This is a genomic window from Mucilaginibacter sp., assembly GCF_039935595.1.
Taxonomy (GTDB): domain Bacteria; phylum Bacteroidota; class Bacteroidia; order Sphingobacteriales; family Sphingobacteriaceae; genus Mucilaginibacter.
This window is the reverse complement of record NZ_JBDTJZ010000125.1, coordinates 1-18856: the sequence shown is the minus strand read 5'-3', so window position 1 is coordinate 18856 and position 18856 is coordinate 1. Positions and strand designations below refer to the sequence as shown.

The window sequence follows — 18856 nt, the reverse complement described above, 5'->3', positions numbered from 1 at the left end:
CAACCTTTATTTCAATGATCTGTTGCCCGAGCGATTTGGCCGTAAGCGGGAATACGCTTTAGGTAAAACATCCGGCAAAGCCAATATTGAAAAAAACCTGCAGGAACTGGGCCTTAAATTAAATGATGCCGACCTGAAAAAGGTGACGCAACGGGTTATTGAGCTGGGCGATAAAAAAGAAACCGTTACCCGGGAAGATCTGCCTTATATCATATCAGACGTATTGGATAGCAACCTTTATGAAGAAAAGGTTGTAGTGGAATCGTATGTGTTGATGAACTCCATGGGGCTTCGTCCTTCTGCTACCATTTCGGTGAAAATAGATGGTGAAAAGTTTGAAGAGAACTCGCAGGGCGATGGACAATTTGATGCTTTTATGAACGCGCTTACCAAAGTATATGCTAAGAAAAAAATGCACTTGCCTAAATTGACAGATTATGCGGTAAGGATACCACCGGGTAGCTCTACCGACGCATTATGCGAGGCTATCATCACCTGGGAAACTGCCGAACGTAAATTTATAACCCGGGGATTAGATTCGGACCAAACAGTGTGTGCTATAAAGGCAACGCAGAAGATGCTGAATATTATATAGTGATTAGAGGTTGGAGATCGGTGATTAGTTAAATAGGAAAACAATTAAAATTAAATCAATAAATCACACCTTAATCGGTGAAATCAAAAAAAATAATAATGAAATTTAATATCGCCCTTTTAGCAGGAGACGGAATAGGCCCCGAAGTAATTGACCAGGCCGTTAAAGTATGTAACGCTGTAGCTACAAAATTCAACCACGAAATTAACTGGACAGCCGCCCTAACAGGTGCCTGTGCTATTGATGCCGTTGGTGAGCCCTACCCAGATTCGACCCACGAAATATGTATGGCTGCCGATGCGGTTTTATTTGGTGCTATCGGTCACCCAAAATATGATAATGACCCTAAGGCTACGGTAAGGCCGGAGCAGGGATTATTAAAAATGCGTAAAAAACTGGGCCTGTTTGCCAACGTACGTCCCACCTTTACTTTCCCTTCGTTAATTGACAACTCTCCATTAAAAAGAGAGCGTATTGAAGGCACCGACCTTATTATATTACGTGAACTAACAGGTGGTATTTATTTTGGCGAACGTGGCCGTAAAGATGATGGCAACACCGCTTTTGATACCTGTACCTATACCCGCGCAGAAGTACAGCGCCTGGCTAAATTAGGTTTTGAAATGGCCATGACCCGTGGCAAAAAATTATGCTGTGTTGATAAGGCCAACGTATTGGAAACCTCTCGCCTATGGAGAGAGACCGTACAGGATATGGAAAAAGACTACCCGGAAGTTACGGTTAGCTACGAGTTTGTTGACGCGGTGGCTATGCGTTTGGTACAATGGCCAAACAGCTATGATGTGTTAATTACTGAAAACCTTTTTGGCGATATTTTAACTGATGAGGCATCGGTAATCTCAGGATCAATGGGATTAATGCCGTCTTCATCAATTGGCTTGCACACCTCGTTATTTGAGCCTATACATGGCTCGTACCCACAGGCAGCAGGTAAAGATATTGCTAACCCATTGGCAACCGTATTATCAGCAGCTATGATGTTTGAAGATGCATTCGGCTTAAAAGAAGAAGCAGAAGCTATAAGAGAAGTGGTAAACAAATCATTAGCCGAAGGCATTGTCACCGAGGACCTTGCCGGAAAAAACAAAGCTTACAAAACCAGCGAAGTTGGTGATTGGCTGGCGAAAAACGTTTAATATATTCTCCATTTTAAATCTTGGGGCGCTTTGTGAATTCTTAGTGTCCTCCGTGGTAAATTAAACAAACACAAAGGACACTAAGAAAGACACTGAGATACACTGAGAAAAACAATTACAAAGAGGCGCCCCGATATATCGGGGCGCCTTTTTTTATTGTGATGACAATAATAGCGATGACCGTTGAGCAGGCGACATGGCTTTATATTTCTTATACCAATCATTAACATATAACACCAAGTCGGCACCGGTTGTTTTCTTTAACAACTCGTAGCTGGGTCTTGACATACCCATAAATTCATCCAGCTGCATACCCTTTAGTGGGACAATACCACTTACATATAATTTGGTATATATATCATCCACATAACGTTCCTCCTGTTCGTGCGCAAAGTATCTCTTAAGCTTTCTGGCGTTTCTTGCTTCGCGCGAGAATATGGTACTTGGCGAAAGCGGGTATATTTTAGCTTTACGGTAAACTTCCGGATACTCGGCCCGGGGATCAAACGCTGCCCTGCTTGACCGTATGTCAACCTGGTTTAACGAAATAGACATTGATTTAAGTTCAATAAACTTGGGCTGCATATTAATAAGGTACAGCGTATCAGAAACATAACCCGGCGATGAAAATATTAAGGTATGCCCGGTTGCGGTGCTTATGGTATATCTGCCCCTTTTATCAGTAAGCGTAATTTGCTTATTGTTAATATCTTTAATAAATACATCTTCCAGCTTTTTATTGCTGCCAATTTCGTGTACTGTGCCGGTTAAAATATCCTCCTGCGCTTTTGCAGTAAACGCTAATAATACCAGGGCAACTACAATATACTTTTTCATATCGGGCCAAATTTCCTGTTAAGATAACTTATTTTGAGGGGAGATAGTTTGCGGGGGACATTAATTTAACATTTATCATCTACTCCCCTGTCATTTCGAAACGAAGTGAGAAATCTATGAAGCGATTGCCTATGTATAGATTTCTCGCTATGCTCGAAATGACAATAAAATATACCCAACAAAAAACCCGGCTGTTAACCGGGTTTCGCTATTACTTTTTCCAAACATTATTGTCAGGATTATAATCAGGTAGTTGATGATCAGGATCATAAGTTACCGATTCAATTTGTTCTGTAGATGGGTATTTAAATGTCCAGCTTACGTTACGTTCCCAAATCTCAACGGGCAATTTAACCCGGTCGGTTTTGCCGCTATTTAGTTTAATTTCCAGGATAACCGGCATGGCTAATTTATCCAGGTTATCAATGGTTATCAACGCGCCTTTAGTGGCATCGCCGTCAATATATTTCACATCGCGCACGGCAACGTCCAGGCGCCAGTTATAAACAAACCATCCGCGCCAAAACCATTGCAGGTTTTCGCCAGCCACGTTCTCCATAGTGCGGAAAAAATCATCAGGCGTTGGGTGCTTGTAGGCCCAACGGTCAATATAAGCTTTAAAAGCACGGTCAAACCTGTCGGGGCCCAATACCTGTTCGCGCAGCAAAACCAACCCCGCACTTGGCTTGGTATATAATAAGGTGCCGTTATTTTTTTCTTTCAGATTATCCGTATAGCTCAAAATAGGCTCCATACTAACCGGCGTAAGGCGTGCCGCCTGTGTATGCAGATCAGGTGCTTTTGCTGGTCTGTACTCGCCGTTATTAAAATCATAGGTTGATAGGGTATTGATAAATGTATTAAAGCCTTCATCCATAAAGCCATACATACGCTCGTTTGATCCTACTATCATCGGGAACCAATTATGGCCAAACTCGTGGTCGTTAACGCTCCATAATGATTTGCCTTTGCTTTTATAACCACTAAAAACAATACCTGGATATTCCATGCCACCTACAACGCCGGCAACAGCAGTAGCATTGGTATAAGAAAAACTAAACCATTTATTGGAGTTAAACTCGATAGACTTTTTCACGTATTCGGTAGATCGGCCCCAGGCAGTATCGCCAGCGCTTTCAACAGGGTAGGCTGATATAGCCAACCCTTTTTTACCACCGGGCAAATTCATTTTAGCCGCGTCAATAATAAATGCAGCTGATGATCCCCACGAGGCATCGCGGGCATTGTTTATTTTAAAATGCCAGGTTAACCATTCTTTCGCGGGGCGCGATGACGGGCTAACAACCTCATCAGCCGTACGGATTAAGACGGTTTTGTCGCTTTGCGCCGCCTGCGCCCAGCGTTTTAGCTGTGCGGGTGTATAAACATCCTGTGGATTTTGCAATATGCCCGAGCAAACTACAATATGTTTAGCCGGAGCAGTTATGTTGATATCAAAATTACCGTACTCCAGGTAAAACTCACCCGGGCCGGTGTATGGCAGCGTATTCCAGCCGTTAATATCATCGAACACGCACATGCGTGGGTACCATTGCGCTATGGTATATATTTTACCGTTTTTTGTTGGTAGTATGCCCATACGGTCAGAGCCGTAATCGGGCGAAATAAATGAATATTCTATCTTCAGCTTTAGTTGAGCGCCGTTGGCTGCCAGTGTTTTTGGCAAGAATACCTGCATACGGGTATCGTTTATTAAAAACTTTACCTCGGTAGCAACCTTGCCGTTTACTACTTTAACCGATTTAATTTTATAACCTGCATCAAATACCTGGCCCTTGCCTGCGTTCCGGCTTCCGGTAACCGGTACAATAGCATTACCGCGCGAATCCAGCTTAAATAAGTTTTGATCCAACTGCATCCATATAAAACCCATAGCCAACGGACTGTTATTAGTATAAGTTAACACCTCGGTGCCACTTATCTCGTCGGTTTGGTCGTTAAGCTTAGCATTTAATTGGTAGTCGGCCCGGTTTTGCCAGTATTTAGGTCCCGGTTCACCAGTGGCCGCGCGGTATTCGTTACCATTTTTGGTAAAGAAGAAAGGCGCGAAAGCCTCGTGGTAATCATACTTACTTTGGGAAGCATTTAATTCCGCAGGGATATCCTTCGCGGTTTGTGCATGGGCAATAGTAATGCCTGCAAATAAAGCCAGTGCTATGCCGGCAAATCTGTTAAATCTCATCAGTTAATTACGTTAATCACAACAAAACTATGCAAAATATGCGACAGATAGCCGTATAAGCGGCAATTACAACGATAATGATGCGACCTTTATTTGCACCAATATATTATTTGCAGTACACCCGATTTTTTAAAATAATATTACTTAAAATGTTGCTGATAAACAGCCTCGTCAAAACCAAAAAATAAAAAATTGCCATCCTCAATAACCGGACGCTTGATCATGCTGGTTTTTTGCTGCAATAATTGCAGGGCATCGTCTTTGGTTTTTACCCCATCTTTTATTGTAGGATCAAGCTGTTTCCAGGTTAGGCCCTGTTTGTTCATAAACTTTTCGTATCCGGCTTTTTTATCCCACTCGTTCAGCTTTTCGACAGATACACCCAGCTTTTTAAAATCCTGGAATTCATAAGCCACATTATTGGCCTTTAGCCAGTCTAACGCTTTTTTCACTGTATTGCAATTGGTAATGCCGTAAACTTTCATGGTGAGTGGTGAATAGGGTGTAATATATAAGGAATCAAGGAGGTCCTATTTTCAGTTTAAACTGCCCCATACATCATTTGGATCAACCTCTGTATAATTGCCGTTTTTTTCAGCTTTTTTGACCATTGAAACAAATTCAGGATCGTAAGGGCTCGTCTCCACACTAATTTTCAATGCCTTTGCCAATGCCTTTAAAGCTGTTAATTGCACTTTATTCTGGGGGTGCATAATCAATGTTGTCATATTCAAATTTACCTAATTATATATAAAAGCAGATAAAAATTTATTAACTATAAATTCCTGATATACACACCTATTTATTAAACTTCGTCATAGTTAACTCTGTACCAATAGTGGCAAAGCTTTTTATCATTTCTATTGACTTATATATCAGTGCAGGTAGTTCAGGCTTTTCATCATCATCAAATCCGCTTAAAACGTAATCGACCTGGCGGCCTTTGGGGTAGTTATCGCTTACGCCAAAACGCAGACGCGCATATTCGTTATTGCCTAAGGTGGCTTCAATATGCTTTAAACCATTATGCCCGGCGGCGCTTCCTTTTGGTTTTAGGCGCAGGGTACCTAAAGGCAAGGCAATGTCATCAACCAATACCAATACATTTTCAATGGGTATTTTCAGTTCCTTCATCCAATGGTTTAGGGCCTTGCCGCTTAAATTCATATAGGTAGTTGGTTTAATTAAATACAGGGTACGGCCTTTATGGCTTACTTCGGTATAATAAGCCAGGCGCATATTACTAAACTTTGCCCCTTCCTGTTTAGCCAGTTCATCCAGTATCATAAAACCAATATTATGCCGTGTATCTGCATACTCCGGACCAATATTGCCCAACCCAACTATCAGATATTTCATACCACTGCTTTGTACCGGCCGTGCGGCTGGAGTTGCTTTTTTAAAAAATTTGCTAAAATAAGGTCTCATTCGCCCCCTAACCCCCTAAAGGGGGAACTCAATTAATTATTTCCGAAGATATTACTTTTAAACAAAAATAGCGATGGGTATAAAACCCATCGCTATTGTAAATTACTCCATACTCCCCCTTTAGGGGGGCGGGGGGCGAATTATTTTCCAGATTTTGCAGCTTCCTGTTCAGCCTGACGCAACGCACGTGAAGTGGTTACAGATACGATAGTATCTTCGGCAGAATTAGTGATAACGAGTTTATCAAACTTCAAATCGCCAACACGTACTGATTTACCAACCTCTAACTCTTCAATGCTTACAGCAATTGAATCTAAGTGGTCTTTAGGTAAAGCTTTGACGCGTAGTTTTCTTAGTTTTAATACCAGTTTACCACCTGTTTTAACACCCGGAGATGTACCTGTTAAACGTACCGGGATCTCCATAGTTAATGGTTTAGCCGGATCTAATTGCATAAAGTCAACATGCAAAATTTGTTCGGTTAACGGGTGAAACTGAATGTCTTTAATAATAGCCTGTGTTTTAACACCTGCAACTTCAAGGTCGATGAAATGAACATCCGGAGTGTAAACTACGGGTTTCAAATCAGCTGCGGACACTGCAAAGTGGGTTTGGGTTGGCCCACCGTAAAGTACTGACGGTACCAGGCTTTGGTAACGCAGTCCCTTAGCGTCTCTTTTCCCTACGTTCTCTCTTGGAGAACCGCTAATAGCAATTGATTTCATTTGTTTTTATTTATTTGTTTATTGTTTAGTTCATGGTTAATAGATCATAGTTGATGGTTCTATTTGCCATAAGTTCTTATTAGTTGATAGATCATGGTTCATGGTATACTATGAACTATTAACCATCAACTATATGCTCCCTATCAATCCACCTTAAACAACTGGCTTATGGAGCCATGTTCGTTTACGTTGCTTATTGCTTTTGCAAAAAGCTCGGCGGTTGATAGTACCCTTATCTTATCGCTTTGGCGTTTTAAAGGGATGGTATCGGTAACAATTAGCTCGGTTAATGCCGAGTTTTCAATAGTATCGTAAGCATTGCCTGATAATACAGGGTGCGTACACACTGCACGTACACTGCGTGCCCCCCGCTCCATAATTAAGCCGGCGGCTTTAGCCAATGTTCCTGCCGTATCACATATATCATCAATCAACACAATATCCTGCCCGGTAACATCACCTATCAACGTCATTGATTCAATTTCGTTGGCGCGTTTACGGCGTTTATCGCAAATTACCACCTCTGCATTAAAAAACTTAGCAAAACTACGCGCCCTGTATGACCCACCCATATCCGGCGAAGCAATGGTAAGGTGTTTAAGCTTTAAACTCTTTATATAAGGTACAAAAACTATCGAAGCATCCAGGTGGTCTACCGGAATGTCAAAAAATCCTTGTATCTGTGCAGCGTGCAGGTCCATGGTCATTATGCGGTCAATACCGGCAGCTACCAATAAATTGGCAACCAGCTTTGCACCAATGGCTACACGCGGTTTATCTTTCCTGTCCTGGCGGGCCAACCCAAAATAAGGTATAACCGCGTTTACATAATGAGCAGATGCACGGCGGGCGGCATCTATCATCATTAAAAGCTCCATCAGGTTATCAGTAGGCTGATGGGTTGATTGTATTAAAAACACATCGCAACCACGCACCGACTCATTAAAATGCGGCTGATATTCGCCATCGCTGAAACGCGATACTGCCATATCTCCCAGTTCCTGTCCATAAGCATGCGCAATTTTTTCGGCCACCTTTATGGAGCCGGAACCTGCAAATAACTTAACGGTGTTAAACTGTAAGGGCATCTTAATTTTGGATTTCGGATTTCGGATTTCGGATTTTTCAATCCAAATACTTAATCACTTTTAATCAAGCCTATAAAAAACAATTTCGGATTTGAACTTCGTTCGGAATAAATCCGAAATCGAAAATTCGAAATCCGAAATTGAAATTGTTGCCCGACCAGGATTCGAACCTAGACAAACGGTACCAAAAACCGTCGTACTACCTTTATACTATCAGGCAATCTCCACCTTCAAAACAGTTGTTCTGAAAAGGAATGCAAATATACACCGTTTTTTTAAACTTTAAAACCAAATTTAAAAAAGTGTGCAACTTATTTATCCGCCTTAAAAACAGGTTAATTTTTGTTAAATAAACTAACGACTTACAAATACCTGCATAGTTTTATTAATTTCGTTGTTTTTAAACCGCATTATTTTTCAAATCCGGAAAAATGAATTACAATAAAACCAATAACCTGTTTGGCTGGATAGCCTTCCTGATAGCCTCAGTAACTTATATTTTAACTTTAGAGCCTTCGGCCAGCTTTTGGGATTGCGGCGAGTTTATTGCCTGTATATACCGCCTGCAAGTTGCCCACCAACCCGGTGCACCGTTGTTTACCATGATAGGCAAGGTTTTTTCCTTACTATCCTTAGGTAATAATACCAAAGTGGCTTACTTTACCAATATTGGATCGGCATTGGCAAGCGGGGCAACCATATTATTTTTATTTTGGAGCATAACCGCCCTCGCCAAAAAATTATTGATCAAAAAAGCAACTGACCTAACTACCACCAACCTGATATTGATAATGGGTGCCGGTATGGTTGGCGCACTGGCCTATACTTTTTCTGATACATTTTGGTTCTCGGCGGTCGAGTCGGAAGTTTACGCGCAATCATCACTTTGTACGGCCATCGTATTTTGGGCCGTATTAAAATGGGATAGTTATGCTGATGAGGAACATGCCAATAAATGGATAATATTTATTGCCTACGTAATGGGCCTATCAATAGGTATACACCTGTTAAACCTGTTGGTTATACCTGCCATTGCACTGGTGGTTTATTTTAAAAAGGCTAAAACCGTTACCACAAAGGGCACTATTTACGCTTTTTTAACCGGCGTTATTATTGTGGCTATGGTATTATGGGGTATTATACAATATACTGTTAAAGGCGCCGCCTTTGCCGATCTGTTGTTTGTAAACACCTTAGGCATGGGCTTTGGCAGCGGTGCAATTGTATTTTTTGCCTTGCTTGTAGCTGCTATTGTAAGCGGCATACTTTTCACCATAACACAATCAAAACCGGCTATAATTACTGCGGCTGCATGTTTTGTGCTGTTGCTAACCATAAGCGCGGGCATTATAGGCTTAGTTGGCGCGGCGGCTATTATTGCTCTGTTGGAGTATGTAGTTAAGATACGCGAAAAACGCTTCGCGCTGAACAGTATTTTAGTATGCACCGCGTTTATTTTGTTTGGCTACAGCTCGTTTGTAATGATCGTTATCAGGGCCAAAGCCGGTACAAATTTAAATAACAGCAACCCGCAGGATGCCTTTGCCCTAAATGGTTACTTAAACCGCGACCAGTATGGCGATACGCCCCTGCTTTACGGCCAGTTTTTTGATGCAAAAGCCATTGACCAAACCGAGGGTGCTAACATATACCGCCGCGGCGAGAAAAAATATGAAGTTGCCGGTAAAAAGCTAAATACCGTTTATGATCACAATACCATCTTCCCGCGTATGTTTAGCCAAAAGCCGGGCCAGGATGCTTTTTACAGAAATTGGACACAACTTGGCGACCAAAGCCCAACGCTGTCTACCAACCTGGAATTCTTTTTAACCTGGCAGGTTAACCAAATGTACACGCGTTACTTTTTATGGAACTTTGCAGGCCGCACCAACGAAATGGACGGCCAGGACAATAATCCCGGTACTGATGGTGCCTGGATAAGCGGCTGGAACTTTAAAAAGCTGTTGCCTGCCAATGTGCTTGAAAGTAAGTCATACAACCGTTTGTATTTTTTACCGCTTATTTTGGGTTTATTAGGTGTTGTATATCATTTTAAACGCGGGCAGCGCGATGCAGGTGTGGTTGGCGTGCTTTTCTTTTTTACAGGGCTTGCCATTGTGCTATACCTTAACCAGGACCCACAGCAGCCGCGCGAGCGTGACTACGCTTATGCCGGCTCGTTTTATGCCTTTGCTATTTGGATTGGTTTAGGAGTATTGTTTGTTGCCGATATATTAAGCAAAAAAGCCAACGGTAAGCTTGCTGCAATGGTATCAATTGTAATATGCCTGCTGGCTGTGCCTGTTTTAATGGCTTGCCAGGAATGGGATGATCATGACCGCTCAACCAAGCTTACGCCGCACGATATGGCTTATAATTACCTAAACTCGTGTGCGCCAAACGCTATTTTATTTACTTATGGCGATAATGACACCTACCCGTTATGGTACATACAGGAGGTGGAGAATGTACGCCCCGATGTACGCATTGTAAACCTGAGTTTGCTGGGTACCGACTGGTACATTAAGCAAATGAAAACCAGGATGAACGAATCGGATCCGCTGCCTATTACCATGCCTGATGACAAGTATAAAATGGGTGTGCGCGATGTAATGTATTATAATGACGCGAAAGTACCCGGCTCAATAGAAGTTAAAGATGTTTTTAACTTTTTAACTTCCGAAAGCAAGGATGCAAAAGCAGAGATGCAAAGTGGTGAAACCGTTAACTTTTTACCCACCAAAAACCTTAAAATAACTATAGATACTGCCGCAGTGATAAAAAGTGGTGCTATACCTGCCGCTAAAAAGAACCAGGTAACACCGGTTATGGAGTTTAAGTACCCCATAAATTATGTAGCTAAAGATAATTTGGCGATGATGGATATAATAGCGCATAATAACTGGAAAAGACCGATTTACTTTACCATTACAACGCCTAACGAGAACATGATGGGCATGGAAAAATATCTGTATAACGAGGGTTTTGCGTACCATTTACTACCGTTAAAGCCTGATACTACCACAGCCACGCTTGAAGCCACCAACACGTTACAGATGTATAATAACATTATGACCAAGTTTAAATGGGGCAATATGAAAAACGCCCGTTACCTTGATCATGAATCAATAGTCATGTTTTACCCGCTTATTACGAGACTTTACTCAAACCTTATTGATAACCTGGTAAAAGAAAAGCACCCCGATCTGGCTAAAAATGTTTTAAGAAAATACATGGATGTAATGCCCGACCTGATGCCTTCATCTGAAATTGGTATAAGAAAGTATTATATGGCCGAAAGCGCCTACAACCTTGGCGAAAAAGCCATAGCTGACCAGCTGGTTAACCAGGTACATACCTATATTAACAAAACACTGAGCTATAATTACATTTTATTTAAGGATGGCCAAACCGATTTGAAAAATAACGATATACAGTTAAGTATGTCGTTATTGAATGGCCTGACTGCTTTAACCAAAAGCAATAACCCCGGTTTAAGCATACAATACAGTGCCCAGCTTAAAGATTATGAGCAGAAGTTTGGTGCTAATGTCAACAGTGCTCATTAAATAACATTCCTACTCAAATAATAAAGGGCAAAAGGGATATCCCTTTTGCCCTTTATTATTCTACTTCATCACCCGTGATAATTGCAATTTTCAATTGGTTTGCTTATCAATGATTTTGTAAAAATTATCCTTATATGTATCTCCTATTGGTATAGTTGTTTCACCCATAATGATCCGATTCCGTTCAATATATGATATATATTTTAAAGCTATTATATAAGATTTGTGTACTCTTATAAAATCGTTTGGTGGTAATTGTTCTTCAATTTTTTTTAAGGTTAGTAAGCTAATTATATGTTCATTAACTTTTTGTATGGAGATATAATTTTGCAGGCCCTCAACGTATAATATCTCGTCGACATTAATTTTTTGTATTCGATATTCGGTTTTAACAAATAAGTATGCAGTTGCAAGCTGCACATTAGGCACTAAAGCATTATAATCTGTAGCGTTTATTGCGTTTAATGCCTTGGTGACTGCACGGTAAAACCTATCAAATGCAATTGGTTTAAGCAAATAATCAACTACATCATTTTCATAAGCGTCAAAGGCGTAACCAGAATAAGCAGTAGTTAAAATAATCTTGCTTTTCTTTTCGGCTATTTTTATAAACTGCAAGCCATTTAATTCAGGCATGTGAATATCTAAAAAAACGAGATCAATATCAGTGCTACGCAGTATATTCAGACCTTCTATAGGATTGGTAGTTACAGCAACCAATTCAAGCTCTGGTATTTTTAAAATATAATCTTCTAAAATGTCAATAGCTAAAGGCTTATCATCAATTATAAGGCATTTTACTGGCATTAGCTTAATTTTAAAACTAAATTCACTTTATAAAACTCTTCATTTTCATCAATAGTCAATGAATGTTTTTCCGGGTATATTAATTCCAATCTTCTGAGCACATTACATAGGCCTATTCCACCCATTTTATCTTTAAAAGCATTATTCTTTTTGTTGGCAACCTTAAAAGTAACAGTTGTATTATCGGCATTGAGATATATTTCTATTGGGCTTTTATCATCATCCAAAACGCCATGTTTAAATGCATTTTCAACAAATGAAATAAATAATAATGATGCTACAAGTTGATCGCCAATATAGCCTTCTTTTACGAAATTAATACAGGCCAAACCTTTAGCACCAATACGCTGTAATGCTATAACATTTTCCAGATATTCGTACTCTCTGCTTAGAGGCATAAAATCCTCATTACCATCGCGCAACATATAGCGTAATATTACAGATAACTTGAGTAATGCCTCTGGTGCCTGCTCTGATTGTTGATAGGTTAGTGTATATATATCATTTATGGTATTAAACAAAAAATGCGGATTAATTTGTGAACGCAAAAAAGCAAGCTCTGTAATTAACTTCTCTTTTTGAAGTTCTTGCTGTCGACGGTTATTTTTATACCATGCTTCAACAAAAAAACACATTAAACCGTATGCAAAATAGCTTGGGAAGTAATAGTAAAATATATTTTGGATGTAATATTCCCATTTAGGTATATGGCCTTTATAATTATCAAAGTTTAAAACAGGCTTTAAAAAATTAAACTCTATAATATACCTCCAGCCAATTATAACTGCCAATATTATAACAGCATAGAAAATAGCGACAATATACTGTCGTTTTAAAAATAAACGGGGTGCTACTAATAAGTAACTACTGTAAAAACAAACAACAGAAACACTATAATAAGCGCAGGTAATTATAAAACTTTTAAAAAGAGTTAATGCATGTGATGAGCCTGAAAAATTATTAAAATTATAATCATTTAAGCTAGCGGTAACAATCAAGCTACTCCATATTAGAATATGCAAGAGGGCAACATATTTACGCTTCATTTTTAAATATATATCATAACGCAGGCATACACAATTATATTCATCAATACTTTCAACGTGTTGGTCATTGATTTTTGAATGTTGATGTAATTACCAAGCTATTAACATCAATTTTTTAAAATTATGCGTCACCTTTATTAAAAAAAACTATAATCAAAATGAAGATTTTTTATTCAATATCGTTATTGATTTTTACTTATTGTTCAGCTATGGCTCAAAATTATGTTTCGCAAGCCGACTCATGTTTTAAAGCCAAAAACTATTCATGCGCGGCTCAAAACTATGATTTGTTTTTGCAAAAGGTTGAAGGCAGATCTAATGTGATTGCTTATAGAGCAGCAACATCGTGGAGTTTAACCGGAGATAAGGATCGGGCATTTAATGCTATAAGTATATACATCAGAAATAATTATTTAAATGGCGTGATAATATTCAGTAAGGATATGATTGCTGAAAAGAGTTTTGATAGACTGAAAAATGATATAAGATGGCAAACATTGATTAGTGGCGTTATTACAAAAGAAGATTCTGTTGTTAAAGCAGAAAACACTAAAACAGCCGCCTTTAAAGCAATTCAAATCAATTTAGAAAACAATTCAACACTAAAAAAGTTGAATTTTACTAAAATGAATGCTTTACAGGTTTATAATAAAATAAAAAAATACAATTCGTACCAGACAATTAAAAGGAAATACTTATCAATGCAAATTAAACTGACCGATAGTTTAAATATGGCCTATCTAATAGTTTTGCCTAATAATTACAACCCTAAAAAACACTATCCTTTGTTGTTTTTCCTACATGGAGCAGTTAGCAGCAACACGGGATATTTAAATTATGTTGACGAGACTGATACAAGCGGATGGAATAGGTATTATACAAAATATGCTAACCTAAACAAAATAATAATGGTATATCCGCACGCAAATAAAGATTATAACTGGATGTATCCTGATAAAGGTTTCTTTATGGTACCTACCATACTTAAACAAATAAAGCAAGTAATAAATATTGATGACGATAAAGTATTTATATCTGGACATTCTAATGGGGCCACTGGCTCATTTTCCTATTTAATGAAACAACCATCGCCTTATGCCGGATTTTATGGATTTAATACACGCCCGGTTGTGGCAACAGGTGGAACATTTTTAAGAAATATTTATAATCGTTCATTCTTTAATGTATCTGTAGATCAAGACTATTATTATCCACCACAGGCTCATGACTCATTGAACAACGTAATGAAAAACTTAAAGGCCGATTACCAGGATCATAGATATACAGGCTTCCCTCATTGGTTTCCGCAGTTTAATGAATCTGAGCCTGCTTATGCTCTGTTGTTTGATGATCTTAATAAACGTAAAAGAGATCCTTTCCATCACAATATTTATTGGGAATGTGATGACACTAAATATGGCCGCTGCGATTGGCTCAGCATTACATTATTAGATACAGTTTCAAAAAAAGCCCCGTGGCAAAAGAATATTAATTTTAAAATAAATAAATGGATAGTATTAGATAAGAAAAATAAAGCAGTAACCCGCGATACCTCATTAAACGCATTTGTTTATAAAAAAACATCGGGAGCAATTAAGGCTAACTTTAATAACAATGTTTTTACTGTATCAACTTCTTCGGTTAAATCTTTTTCGTTATTTATATCACCACAAATGGTAAATATCAATAAGCCTGTAATAGTTGTTGTGAACGGCAAAACCTGTTACAAAGGAAAGGTAAAATACAATAAAGCATTTATGATAAATGAGTTTAAAAACACCGCTGACAGAAAAGCAATATGGATAAATCACATTGATATTAAAGTGCTTTAACTATTTAAATAGATTTCATAATAAACCCTGCCTTGATGGGCAGGGTTTATTATGAAATTACCTTATTAAGCTTATTCGTTAACCACGCCCATTGAGCAAAACTTGTTGATACGCTCGGTAACCAACTCGTCAATGTTGCGGTCTTTTAATACTTTCAGGTCTTTTAAAAGTTGTTTCTTTAATATGGCCGCCATAGCAACAGGGTCCTGATGGGCGCCGCCAAGCGGTTCTTTTATAACGCCGTCAATCAGTTTATTTTTAAGCATCTCTGTCGAGGTAAGCTTCAACATTTCGGCAGCACGTTCTTTTTGTTCCCAGGTTTTAAATAATATGGTTGAGCAGTTTTCGGGAGAAATAACTGAGTACCATGAATTATCCAGCATTAAAACCCTGTCGCCAATACCAATACCCAGTGCCCCGCCCGATGCTCCCTCGCCAATAACCACACAAATAATAGGTACTTTTAATATCGACATTTCCAGCAGGTTACGAGCTATGGCCTCGCCCTGTCCACGCTCTTCAGCTTCCAAACCCGGAAAAGCGCCCGGTGTATCTATCAGCGTAATAACCGGTTTGTTAAATTTTTCGGCAAGCTTCATCAGCCTTAATGCCTTGCGGTATCCTTCGGGGTTGGCCATACCAAAATTACGATACTGACGCTCCTTGGTGTTACGTCCCTTTTGGTGACCTATAAACATGGCAGTTTGCCCGTTTATAGTACCAAACCCACCAATTATGGCTTTATCATCCCCTACTGTCCTGTCGCCGTGCAGCTCAATAAAATCATCGCACATCAACTCCAGGTATTGTAAGGTATAGGGCCTTTCGGGGTGGCGGGATATTTGCACCTTTTGCCAGCCGGTAAGGTTATTATATATTTCCTGTTTAGTAGCTTCCAGCTTGGCTTCCAACTCGTTAACAGTTGCCGACATATCTAACTTATTCTTGTCTTCAACCTGCTTCACTTTCTCAATCTGCTGTATCAATTCAGCTAAAGGCTTTTCAAAATCAAACGTAATTTTCATACAGTTATGAATAATAAGGCCGCTAAATTAAATAAATCAAACGGCATATTGGCAATTTACCTTTTTTGTAAAGCCTCAAAGCGTGCCAATTGTTTCTCGCCCAATAGCTTTTCGGTAGCCAGACAGGCCTGTAATATGGCATTTTTTAGCTCCCCCTGATATAAACCATAGCGGTTAGTATAAAATATTAAAGTACCATCATCAATCTTATGGGTACGAAAAAGGCTGTCAAGTGCTCTTTCGGTACTGATAACCGACTCACCCACCTGCAACCGCCTGCGGTGCATATAGGTATTTATTTCTTCGATCTTTTTAATTTGTATGGGGCTAAGGTCAAGCTCGTGTTTAAGTTTAAGCACCTTATCGGGCATGGGGTAATGGTTTATTTCGGCTACCATGGCCATATCCCCGTCGGCCTCGCCTTTTAAATAAGCATTGTATTGCTGGTAAGTAAGCGTACGAACGGGTGATTTTTTGGCACTATCGCTTAATTGCGCACTGGCGGTATAAGAAATTGATACTAAGACAGCAATAAATAAAGGTTTTACCATATATAAGTTTTTCATTCACCATCAATTATTGCACCAAATTTAGAGTTTTACCCTATAAAATATAATAGGCTAAAAAAAAGTCTCCCCTACCGGGGGAGATTTAGAGGGGGCTTTATATCTTTGCTGCATTATGAGTAAAAATACCGACGAGCTTTTTAAAAATGTTATTGCACACGCCAAAGAGTATGGCTTTGTTTTTCCTTCGAGCGAGATATACGACGGTTTAAGCGCCGTTTATGATTATGGCCAATATGGTGCCGAGCTGAAAAACAACCTTAAAACCTACTGGTGGAAAGCCATGGTGCAAATGAATGATAACATTGTTGGTATTGATTCGGCCATATTTATGCACCCTAAAATATGGAAAGCCAGCGGCCACGTTGATGGTTTTAGCGACCCGATGATTGATAACAAGGACAGCAACAAACGCTATCGTGCCGACCAGCTACTGGAAGATAAGATAGCCAAACTTGACGAGGAAGGCAAAACCAGCGAGGCCGAAGAGCTTCAACTTGAAATGGACAACGCCCTTAAGGCCGAGGACCTACCCCGCCTGCGCGAGTTGATTATAGAACAAAATATTACATGCCCGCTGTCAAAAACAGCTAACTGGACAGAAGTACGCCAGTTTAACCTGATGTTCAGTACACAAGTAGGCGCTATTGCTGATGAATCTGACACGATATACCTGCGCCCAGAAACCGCGCAGGGTATATTTGTAAACTATTTAAACGTACAAAAATCAGGCAGGATGAAAATTCCGTTTGGGATTGCGCAAATTGGTAAGGCGTTCCGTAACGAGGTTATTGCCCGTCAGTTCATCATCCGTATGCGCGAGTTTGAACAGATGGAAATGCAATTTTTTGTGCGCCCCGGCACAGAGATGGAGTGGTACAAAAAATGGAAAGAAACCCGCCTGCAATGGCACCTGGCTTTAGGTACCGATGAAGCCAAATACCGTTACCACGATCACGTAAAACTGGCCCATTACGCTAATGCAGCGGTAGATATTGAATTTGAGTTTCCTTTCGGCTTTAAAGAGGTAGAAGGCATACACAGTCGTACAGATTTTGATTTGAGCCAGCACCAAAAATTCTCGGGCAAAAAAATGCAGTATTTTGATCCTGAATTGGGACCTGATGGCAAACCTTATGGCAACTACATCCCTTACGTTATTGAAACCTCGATAGGGTTAGACAGGATGTTTTTGCTGACCATGATAAACGCCTACGAGGAAGAGGACCTGAGCACGGATGAAAAACAAGACAGCCGCACGGTATTGCGCATTCACCCTTGTTTGGCCCCGGTTAAAGCCGCTATATTCCCATTAATTAAAAAAGACGGACTACCCGAAAAGGCACGCGAGATAATGGATGAGCTAAAACTTGATTTTAACCTGCAATACGAGGAGAAAGATGCCATTGGCAAACGCTACCGTCGTCAGGATGCTATAGGTACACCTTTCTGTATTACGGTTGACCATCAAACCCTTGAAGATAATACCGTAACCATCCGTCATCGCGACAGCATGGAACAAGAACGCGTACCTGCCGACCAGTTGGATAAAATTATTGGCGCGTTGGTAAGCTGGAAGAATCTTTTAGGATAAAAGGCGAAAGGTTAAAGCAGAAAAGTTTATTATAAAAGCCCCTACTACTTTAGTAAGGGCTTTTATTTTATAGATCACCTACAAAAAAACTATGCTAATTTTTCGCTTATTTCTTTTCTAACGGATACCCTTTAGCAATCCAGTTAGTTTTCAAATTTGTAGGCAGATCGAGAACTTTAATTTGAGTGAAACCATTTTTTTTCAACTCTCTATAAGCCGGCTGTATATTGGGACATTTGGTAAAAGGACAACAGCCACAATAAATAACTACCGCCTTATTTTTAGGCAAATTGGCTAGTATTTGTCGCAGTTTTTCCATGTTTTGCTGATCACTCACCGGGCCGATATGTACAGCACCGGGCAAATCCTCAACAGCCCCGATAT

Annotated in this window: 17 protein-coding genes and 1 tRNA gene; 5 read left to right on the top strand and 13 right to left on the bottom strand. The window is 39.7% G+C overall.

What is annotated here, in order from left to right; translation table 11 throughout:
• Both ABI367_RS08525 and leuB read left to right on the top strand, forming a co-directional pair.
• The coding region (locus ABI367_RS08525; protein ID WP_462227557.1) for an alpha-isopropylmalate synthase regulatory domain-containing protein at positions 1-595 on the top strand (595 nt) is incomplete at its 5' end.
• Positions 596-693: 98 nt separating this feature from the next.
• Positions 694-1752: a 3-isopropylmalate dehydrogenase gene (gene leuB, locus ABI367_RS08520; protein WP_462227556.1), complete on the top strand. Its 1059-nt coding sequence runs from the start codon at positions 694-696 to the stop codon at positions 1750-1752.
• A gap of 153 nt (positions 1753-1905) precedes the next feature.
• On the opposite strand, the gene ABI367_RS08515 is transcribed toward leuB, so the two are convergent.
• The 8 genes from ABI367_RS08515 to ABI367_RS08480 all read right to left on the bottom strand — a co-directional run bounded on the left by ABI367_RS08515 (position 1906) and on the right by ABI367_RS08480 (position 8253).
• Positions 1906-2589: a peptidase associated/transthyretin-like domain-containing protein gene (locus tag ABI367_RS08515; protein WP_462227555.1), complete on the bottom strand. Its 684-nt coding sequence runs from the start codon at positions 2587-2589 to the stop codon at positions 1906-1908.
• A 211-nt stretch (positions 2590-2800) separates the two neighbouring features.
• The gene (locus ABI367_RS08510) at positions 2801-4792 is read right to left on the bottom strand and encodes a M1 family metallopeptidase (protein WP_462227554.1); all 1992 of its coding nucleotides are present in this window, start codon (positions 4790-4792) and stop codon (positions 2801-2803) included.
• Between the two features lie 140 nt (positions 4793-4932).
• Positions 4933-5277, bottom strand: a complete 345-nt coding sequence (locus ABI367_RS08505) for a Spx/MgsR family RNA polymerase-binding regulatory protein (RefSeq protein WP_462227553.1) — start codon at positions 5275-5277, stop codon at positions 4933-4935.
• Between the two features lie 51 nt (positions 5278-5328).
• Positions 5329-5520, bottom strand: a complete 192-nt coding sequence (locus ABI367_RS08500) for a DUF2683 family protein (protein WP_462227552.1) — start codon at positions 5518-5520, stop codon at positions 5329-5331.
• 70 nt (positions 5521-5590) lie between these two features.
• Positions 5591-6151 (bottom strand): aminoacyl-tRNA hydrolase, encoded by a 561-nt coding sequence (pth, locus tag ABI367_RS08495; protein ID WP_462227559.1) that lies wholly within the window; start codon positions 6149-6151, stop codon positions 5591-5593.
• Between the two features lie 209 nt (positions 6152-6360).
• Positions 6361-6945 (bottom strand): 50S ribosomal protein L25/general stress protein Ctc, encoded by a 585-nt coding sequence (locus tag ABI367_RS08490; protein WP_462227551.1) that lies wholly within the window; start codon positions 6943-6945, stop codon positions 6361-6363.
• Positions 6946-7088: 143 nt separating this feature from the next.
• On the bottom strand, positions 7089-8033 hold the full coding sequence (locus ABI367_RS08485; protein WP_462227550.1) for a ribose-phosphate pyrophosphokinase: 945 nt from the start codon (positions 8031-8033) through the stop codon (positions 7089-7091).
• Between the two features lie 149 nt (positions 8034-8182).
• Positions 8183-8253 (bottom strand) — tRNA-Gln (locus ABI367_RS08480).
• A gap of 211 nt (positions 8254-8464) precedes the next feature.
• Between ABI367_RS08480 and ABI367_RS08475 the strand changes: the two genes are divergently transcribed.
• Positions 8465-11602, top strand: a complete 3138-nt coding sequence (locus ABI367_RS08475) for a glycosyltransferase family 117 protein (RefSeq protein WP_462227549.1) — start codon at positions 8465-8467, stop codon at positions 11600-11602.
• A gap of 90 nt (positions 11603-11692) precedes the next feature.
• On the opposite strand, the gene ABI367_RS08470 is transcribed toward ABI367_RS08475, so the two are convergent.
• Together ABI367_RS08470 and ABI367_RS08465 are read right to left on the bottom strand one after the other, a co-directional pair.
• Positions 11693-12409, bottom strand: a complete 717-nt coding sequence (locus tag ABI367_RS08470; protein WP_462227548.1) for a LytR/AlgR family response regulator transcription factor — start codon at positions 12407-12409, stop codon at positions 11693-11695.
• Positions 12409-13455 carry a sensor histidine kinase gene (locus tag ABI367_RS08465; RefSeq protein ID WP_462227546.1) on the bottom strand — a complete coding sequence of 349 codons (1047 nt, stop codon included), beginning with the start codon at positions 13453-13455 and terminating at the stop codon, positions 12409-12411. The genes ABI367_RS08470 and ABI367_RS08465 overlap by 1 nt, the downstream gene beginning before the upstream one ends.
• A gap of 293 nt (positions 13456-13748) precedes the next feature.
• Between ABI367_RS08465 and ABI367_RS08460 the strand changes: the two genes are divergently transcribed.
• The gene (locus tag ABI367_RS08460) at positions 13749-15287 is read left to right on the top strand and encodes a hypothetical protein (protein WP_462258066.1); all 1539 of its coding nucleotides are present in this window, start codon (positions 13749-13751) and stop codon (positions 15285-15287) included.
• A gap of 71 nt (positions 15288-15358) precedes the next feature.
• Here ABI367_RS08460 and ABI367_RS08455 read toward each other — a convergent pair whose 3' ends face one another.
• Both ABI367_RS08455 and ABI367_RS08450 read right to left on the bottom strand, forming a co-directional pair.
• On the bottom strand, positions 15359-16312 hold the full coding sequence (locus tag ABI367_RS08455; RefSeq protein ID WP_462227543.1) for an acetyl-CoA carboxylase carboxyltransferase subunit alpha: 954 nt from the start codon (positions 16310-16312) through the stop codon (positions 15359-15361).
• A 56-nt stretch (positions 16313-16368) separates the two neighbouring features.
• Entirely contained in the window at positions 16369-16878 is a 510-nt protein-coding gene (locus ABI367_RS08450) for a hypothetical protein (protein WP_462227542.1), read from the bottom strand.
• A 115-nt stretch (positions 16879-16993) separates the two neighbouring features.
• On the opposite strand from ABI367_RS08450, the gene ABI367_RS08445 reads away from it, so the two are divergent.
• Positions 16994-18472, top strand: a complete 1479-nt coding sequence (locus tag ABI367_RS08445) for a glycine--tRNA ligase (protein WP_462227541.1) — start codon at positions 16994-16996, stop codon at positions 18470-18472.
• 106 nt (positions 18473-18578) lie between these two features.
• Here ABI367_RS08445 and ABI367_RS08440 read toward each other — a convergent pair.
• Positions 18579-18856: rhodanese-like domain-containing protein (locus tag ABI367_RS08440; protein WP_462227540.1), on the bottom strand; the 278-nt coding region annotated here is incomplete at its 5' end.

What these genes read in the sequence shown, in the direction of transcription:
- leuB (WP_462227556.1), top strand. Translation starts at nt 694, where the DNA reads ATGAAATTTAATATCGCCCTTTTAGCAGGAGACGGAATAGGCCCCGAA.
- ABI367_RS08515 (WP_462227555.1), bottom strand. Translation starts at nt 2,589, where the DNA reads ATGAAAAAGTATATTGTAGTTGCCCTGGTATTATTAGCGTTTACTGCA.
- ABI367_RS08510 (WP_462227554.1), bottom strand. Translation starts at nt 4,792, where the DNA reads ATGAGATTTAACAGATTTGCCGGCATAGCACTGGCTTTATTTGCAGGC.
- ABI367_RS08505 (WP_462227553.1), bottom strand. Translation starts at nt 5,277, where the DNA reads ATGAAAGTTTACGGCATTACCAATTGCAATACAGTGAAAAAAGCGTTA.
- ABI367_RS08500 (WP_462227552.1), bottom strand. Translation starts at nt 5,520, where the DNA reads ATGACAACATTGATTATGCACCCCCAGAATAAAGTGCAATTAACAGCT.
- pth (WP_462227559.1), bottom strand. Translation starts at nt 6,151, where the DNA reads ATGAAATATCTGATAGTTGGGTTGGGCAATATTGGTCCGGAGTATGCA.
- ABI367_RS08490 (WP_462227551.1), bottom strand. Translation starts at nt 6,945, where the DNA reads ATGAAATCAATTGCTATTAGCGGTTCTCCAAGAGAGAACGTAGGGAAA.
- ABI367_RS08485 (WP_462227550.1), bottom strand. Translation starts at nt 8,033, where the DNA reads ATGCCCTTACAGTTTAACACCGTTAAGTTATTTGCAGGTTCCGGCTCC.
- ABI367_RS08475 (WP_462227549.1), top strand. Translation starts at nt 8,465, where the DNA reads ATGAATTACAATAAAACCAATAACCTGTTTGGCTGGATAGCCTTCCTG.
- ABI367_RS08470 (WP_462227548.1), bottom strand. Translation starts at nt 12,409, where the DNA reads ATGCCAGTAAAATGCCTTATAATTGATGATAAGCCTTTAGCTATTGAC.
- ABI367_RS08465 (WP_462227546.1), bottom strand. Translation starts at nt 13,455, where the DNA reads ATGAAGCGTAAATATGTTGCCCTCTTGCATATTCTAATATGGAGTAGC.
- ABI367_RS08455 (WP_462227543.1), bottom strand. Translation starts at nt 16,312, where the DNA reads ATGAAAATTACGTTTGATTTTGAAAAGCCTTTAGCTGAATTGATACAG.
- ABI367_RS08450 (WP_462227542.1), bottom strand. Translation starts at nt 16,878, where the DNA reads ATGAAAAACTTATATATGGTAAAACCTTTATTTATTGCTGTCTTAGTA.
- ABI367_RS08445 (WP_462227541.1), top strand. Translation starts at nt 16,994, where the DNA reads ATGAGTAAAAATACCGACGAGCTTTTTAAAAATGTTATTGCACACGCC.